Below are 5,985 nucleotides of genomic sequence, written 5' to 3'. Positions count from 1 at the left end.
ATCTGTTGGCCCAAGCGGCTCATCGGACGCCCCCAGGAAGCTTTGCTCTGTGCGAAAGCGAAGCGTCAGCAACAAATGTTTTAACTGTGCGAAAGTGAAGCGTCAGCAACAAATGTTTTAACTGTGCGAAAGCGAAGCGACAGCAACAAATGTTTTAACTGTGCGAAAGCGAAGCGACAGCAACAAATGTTTTAACTGTGCGAAAGCGAAGCGACAGCAACAAATGTTTTAACTGTGCGAAAGCGAAGCGTCAGCAACAAATGTTTTAACTGTGCGAAAGCGAAGCGTCAGCAACAAAGCGCCCAGCCGGAACGGAAATCAACTTCAAGTTATGGTGATGAGCCAAATTATATATTAAGAAATTATTAGGAGATGATTCAACTATGTTTATAGCAATATTTGGCGCGATGGAGCAAGGGATCATCTATGCAATTATGGCACTTGGTGTGTATTTAACATTCCGTGTGTTAGATTTTCCGGATTTAACGGTTGATGGAAGCTTTGTAACAGGGGCGGCTACAGCGGCGACGATGATTCTGCTTGGCTACCACCCGATCTTAGCGACTTTAGTGGCAATTGTTGCTGGATTTATTGCTGGATGTATGACAGGAATTCTTCACACAAAGGGGAAAATTAATCCTCTATTATCAGGGATTTTAATGATGATTGCTTTGTATTCTATTAACCTACGTATTATGGGGTCAACGGCAGAAAATACGATAGGTCGTCCAAATATTCCACTATTAAATTCAGAGACTTTATTTTCAAAGTTTCAAGCGTTTTGGAGTAATTTAGGAATCGATACGGCATTAAATAACCTACTAAAAGGCTTCGGCGTTCAGCAACTACCTTCAACATGGAGCACAATAATCGTAGTGTTAATCATCACGATTTTAATTAAGTTCATTGTAGACTGGTTCTTAAAAACAGAGATCGGCCTAGCTATTCGAGCAACTGGTGATAATAAGCGTATGATTCGTAGCTTCTCGGCTAATACAGATACTCTTATTATTCTTGGGCTAGGACTTTCTAATGCACTTGTTGCATTTTCGGGTGCTTTAATCGCGCAATATTCGAAGTTCTCAGATGTAAGTATGGGGATTGGGATGATTGTGATCGGTCTTGCATCTGTTATTATCGGCGAAGCAATCTTCGGTACAAAAACGATTATGCGCACAACTTTCGCTGTTATAGCTGGAGCGATCATTTACCGCATTATTTTAGCATTAGCATTACGAGTAGATTTCCTAGATTCAGGGGATATGAAATTAATAACAGCTATCATTGTTATTATAGCGTTGATTTTACCTCAATTTATCAATAAGAGGAAGGCGCGCAAACGCAAGGTGAAACGCGCAGCAGAGAAGACACGCGTAAAGACGGTTGAGCAGGGAGGAAATGGCCTTGCTTAAATTAAACGGCATTAATAAGGTATTTAATGAAGGTACACCTGATGAAAAAATGGCACTTGCAGAAATTAATTTGCACTTAAAGCCAGGGGATTTCGTTACAATTATCGGCAGTAATGGTGCTGGTAAATCGACCATGATGAATATGATTTCTGGCGCACTAACACCAGACTTTGGCACGGTTTCAATTGATGGAAATGAGGTTACGACTTTACCAGAATATAAGCGCTCCCACTACATCGGTCGCGTATTCCAGGATCCAATGGCTGGTACAGCGCCAACAATGACGATTGAGGAAAATTTAGCATTAGCTTACTCACGTAATAAGAGTAGAGGCATGCGTATCGGTGTTGATAAAAAGCGCCGAGAATTTTTCAAGGAATCCTTGCAGATGTTGGGCTTGAATTTGGAAAATCGCCTATCTGCAAAAGTTGGCTTACTTTCCGGAGGGGAGCGTCAAGCGCTGTCTCTTTTAATGGCAACATTCACGAAGCCTTCGATTTTATTGCTAGATGAGCATACGGCGGCACTTGACCCATCTCGTGCCGAGTTAATCACACGTATTACAAAATATTTAGTTGAGAAAGACAGCTTGACGACATTAATGGTCACGCACAACATGCAACAAGCATTAGACTTAGGAAATCGACTGATTATGATGGATAAAGGTCAAATCATTTTAGAGGTTGGCGAAGATCGCAAGCATGAATTAACCATCCCGGATTTAATGGCAGAGTTCGAACGTATCCGCGGTGAGAAAATGAACTCAGACCGTGCATTACTAGGATAATAAATGATAAAACGCTCATACAAAATGTGTGGGCGTTTTTCGCTTGATGTCGATATTTTGGGGAGTTGGTTGATAAATTAAAAAAGTTGGTAGATAAATCGATAAAGTTGGTAGATAAATTAAAAAAGTTGGTCAATAAACAATCAAAAGTTCTCGATAAATAAGCAAACTCTATCGATAAAGTGCATTATAATCTAGCTAAAGGAGGTGAAACTATGTTACTAAAAAAGCGCGAAGTTTCATCGAAGCAACTCGTGTTAGAAATGATCGAAAGAAGACTATCTAAATCTCACGCTAAGTATGATTATTTTCAAGAAATGCTAGGAAGAACAAAGGCTGGCATTGTTGGCGAGCAAAGAGTAGATCGAGAATGGCGGGAAATCTATTTGGAGCATGCATATTATTTATTGCATGATGTACAGCTTAATACTGAAGGTGGATCGATACATCAAATTGATACATTATTTATGTCGCGAAATTTTGTTTTAATAGTGGAAATCAAAAATATCGTTGGGCGTATAGAATATATGGAAGGTAACCATCAATTTATTCGAATTACTTCTGATGGCAGAGTAGATGGCTTTAGAAATCCCTTTGATCAAGTGAAGCGGCATGCTAGGTTTTTGCGTCAGATTTTACAAAAGGCAGGCTATCATATACCTATTGTTTATATGATCGTCTCTGCAAATCCGAATATGATTATGACGTCAAGTTTGTCGGCGCAACCGATTATTCATGTGAGTGGTTTAACAGAAAAGGTAGAACAGCTGTTTTTACGACATTCACAAGTTTGTTTAAGTGAAAAAGATTTGAAGCATATCGCTGAACACATTTTAAACAAGCATGAACCAACACAATGGATACCAGAAATCGACTGGGGTGAACTAAGAAAAGGAGCGCTATGCTCGCAGTGTGAGTATCAGTATGCTTTACAATATTTCTTTGGGAAATGGCGTTGTAGCAATTGTCAACGGACAGATAATAAATCGATGCTAGTAGCATTACAAGATTATCAGCTAATGATGGGAAACAATATTTCTAATGCTCAATTTCGTAATTTTTTTGATATTGACTCAGAGAGAGTAGCTCATTACTTATTGAAAAAGTTAAAGTTTGAAGTGATTGGTGAAAATAAAAATAGAAAATATATAATCCCTGCTAATTTATTGGATTAAATGTAAGCGACGAAACTATCAGTGCGGTCAGATAGTGTCGCCTGTAAGGTAGATGTCGATATTTTTGGAAAGTTGGGTGATAAATTAAAAAAGTTGGTCGATAAATCGATAAAGTTGGTAGATAAATTAAAAAAGTTGGTAGATAAACAATCAAAAGTTCTCGATAAATCTCAAAAGTGCTCCGATAAACCTAAAAAAGCCACACTCACATAGCAAGTGTGACTCTTTATTTTAGACTAGTAAGCCAAATAGTTGAATGTCGTTGTTTACTTCTTTGTAATTGAAGCCGAATTCATTCATGCGTACTAGTAAGCCTTCGTAGTCTTCGCGATTACCAAGCTCGATACCGACTAAGGCAGGACCACTTTCTTTGTTGTTTTTCTTTGTATATTCGAAAGTAGTAATGTCGTCGTTTGGTCCTAGAACGCTTGTTAGGAATTGGCGAAGCGCGCCTGCACGCTGTGGGAAGCTTACGATGAAGTAGTATAGTAAGCCCTCGTGAATTAAAGATTTTTCTTTAATCTCCTGCATACGACCGATATCATTATTACCACCACTAATGATGATAACGACTGATTTCCCTTTGATTTCCTCTTTATAAGAGTCGAGAGCTGCTACTGATAAAGCTCCAGCAGGTTCTGCGATAATGGCGTGTTTATTATAAAGGTCTAAGATTGTTGTACATACTTTTCCTTCTGGTACTAGGACGATGTCGTCTAAGTAGCGACGACAAACATCATATGTGTGATTTCCGACGCATTTTACTGCAGCCCCATCTACGAATTTGTCAATCCAATCAAGAGCCACTGCACCGCCTTCAGCAAATGCAGCCTTCATACTGCCTGCCCCAGCAGGCTCTACACCGATAATTTTGCTATTAGGTGAAAGGTTTTTCACATAGGCAGAAACACCTGACATTAAGCCACCGCCACCAATACTACCAAATACGTAGTCAATCGGCTCCTCCATGTCATTCATAATTTCAACAGCGACTGTTCCTTGACCAGCAATGACATCAAAATCATCAAATGGGTGAATAAAGATTTTATCGTGTTCATCACAGTAAGCGAATGCACTTTCTGCAGAATCATCAAAGGTATCACCAGCTAAAATAATTTCTACATAATCACGACCAAACATACGCACTTGATCAATTTTTTGCTTAGGTGTTGTTTGAGGCATAAAAATATTTGCTTGAATTTTCAATTGTGCACAGGCGTAGGCAACACCTTGAGCATGATTGCCCGCACTTGCGCAAACAACGCCAGCTTTACGAGCCTCTTCTTCAATTTTTTTAATCTTATAATAGGCACCACGAAGTTTAAATGAGCGTACATGCTGTAAATCTTCGCGTTTAAAATAAATATTAGCTCCGTATTTCTCGGATAAATAGTCATTTTTTTGTAGTGGCGTGTGTACCACTACGTCTTTTAAGAAATGATGTGCAATCAAGATATTTTCTACTTGCACGGTTCTAGTGTCAGCAGCTTCCATAATGTTCATCCTCCGTTATGCGTATAAAACATTTATCTATGATAGCACACTTTATAAGCTTTTTGTTATTAATTTTTAGTAAATTCTAAATTTTCTGTGTCCGCTTAATGCAAAATAGATTTCTTCGAGAATTTTTTTTGGAGAAATAAAGGATGCACACATTTCCTCATAACGAAAATGGCCCAGCATATACTAGAATACCTTAGGACAAGTAGGAGGGTATGTAATTGGAAATCATTCAAGGAATTCTATCTACATACATTCAATTTTTCAATTGGGAAATGTGGAAGGAAATTTTGACTGACCCTGTATCTTGGGGGTTAATATCAACACTCATTATAATAGAAGGTTTACTTTCGGCTGATAACGCACTTGTATTAGCAGTGCTAGTAAAGCATTTGCCAAACAAGCAACGTAAACGAGCTTTAATGTACGGGATGTTGGGGGCCTATTTTTTTCGATTTTTATTTATTGGGATAGGTGTTTATTTAGTAGAATTTTGGTTTGTTAAATTGCTAGGAGCGCTGTATTTAGGTTGGCTATGTGTCGCTCATTTCCTACAGATTGGGGAAGCGGATAGTGCCAAGGAGATGAAAAAAACAGGGTTGTTGGTTCGTCTTTTTGGAACGTTTTGGGCAACGGTTATTTCGGTAGAACTGATGGATATTGCCTTTTCAATTGATGCGATTTTTGCAGCTTTTGCGATATCCAATCAAATTTGGATATTACTAATCGGGGGAATGCTAGGTATTTTAATGATGAGAACGATTGCAGGTTTATTTTTAATCATTATTGAAAAAATACCAGAATTAGAGGCAACAGCATTTATTATTATTGGCATTATTGCACTGAAAATGCTAGCAAGCGTTATCGGTATTCACATTCCACATTATATGTTTTTTGTTGTGTTAATTATTATATTTGCTATAACCTTCATGATTCATTTCTTAAAAAAAATGAAGGTCGCTTAACATAAAAGCGGGTTTTTTTTTTTTTTTTTAATATAATATTTTATTTTTTTTTTTTATTATATTTATTTTTTTTTTAAATTTGTTTTTGTAACAAAAAAAAACGCGACAGAAACAGGTTTTTTTCTGTGCTAATGCGAAGCGACAGC

Annotated in this window: 5 protein-coding genes; 4 read left to right on the top strand and 1 reads right to left on the bottom strand. The window is 37.8% G+C overall.

What is annotated here, in order from left to right; translation table 11 throughout:
- Nucleotides 1-383: 383 nt before the first annotated feature.
- The 3 genes from ACFXN8_RS08170 (at nucleotide 384) to ACFXN8_RS08160 (ending at nucleotide 3,374) form a co-directional block, all read left to right on the top strand.
- Nucleotides 384-1,412, top strand: a complete 1,029-nt coding sequence (locus tag ACFXN8_RS08170; RefSeq protein WP_376075042.1) for an ABC transporter permease — start codon at nucleotides 384-386, stop codon at nucleotides 1,410-1,412.
- Nucleotides 1,405-2,199 (top strand): ABC transporter ATP-binding protein, encoded by a 795-nt coding sequence (locus ACFXN8_RS08165; protein WP_386844204.1) that lies wholly within the window; start codon nucleotides 1,405-1,407, stop codon nucleotides 2,197-2,199. The genes ACFXN8_RS08170 and ACFXN8_RS08165 overlap by 8 nt, the downstream gene beginning before the upstream one ends.
- Before the next feature lie 215 nt (nucleotides 2,200-2,414).
- On the top strand, nucleotides 2,415-3,374 hold the full coding sequence (locus ACFXN8_RS08160; protein WP_386844202.1) for a nuclease-related domain-containing protein: 960 nt from the start codon (nucleotides 2,415-2,417) through the stop codon (nucleotides 3,372-3,374).
- 231 nt (nucleotides 3,375-3,605) lie between these two features.
- Here the strand turns inward: ACFXN8_RS08160 and ilvA are convergent, their stop codons facing one another.
- Nucleotides 3,606-4,868: a threonine ammonia-lyase IlvA gene (gene ilvA, locus ACFXN8_RS08155; protein ID WP_386844200.1), complete on the bottom strand. Its 1,263-nt coding sequence runs from the start codon at nucleotides 4,866-4,868 to the stop codon at nucleotides 3,606-3,608.
- A gap of 227 nt (nucleotides 4,869-5,095) precedes the next feature.
- On the opposite strand from ilvA, the gene ACFXN8_RS08150 reads away from it, so the two are divergent.
- Complete coding sequence (locus ACFXN8_RS08150) at nucleotides 5,096-5,839, top strand: TerC family protein (protein ID WP_376075035.1); 744 nt, start codon at nucleotides 5,096-5,098, stop codon at nucleotides 5,837-5,839.
- The last annotated feature ends 146 nt before the right edge of the window (nucleotides 5,840-5,985 follow it).

This window comes from Lysinibacillus sp. NPDC059133, assembly GCF_042755925.1.
In the GTDB taxonomy this organism is placed as follows: Bacteria; Bacillota; Bacilli; order Bacillales_A; family Planococcaceae; genus Lysinibacillus.
Note: the sequence above shows the minus strand (reverse complement) of the source record. Positions and strands in the feature narration are given on the sequence as shown.

Bases quoted from the DNA above. Each gene is read 5' to 3' on its own strand.
- ACFXN8_RS08170 (WP_376075042.1), top strand. From the start codon at position 384: ATGTTTATAGCAATATTTGGCGCGATGGAGCAAGGGATCATCTATGCA.
- ACFXN8_RS08160 (WP_386844202.1), top strand. From the start codon at position 2,415: ATGTTACTAAAAAAGCGCGAAGTTTCATCGAAGCAACTCGTGTTAGAA.
- ilvA (WP_386844200.1), bottom strand. From the start codon at position 4,868: ATGGAAGCTGCTGACACTAGAACCGTGCAAGTAGAAAATATCTTGATT.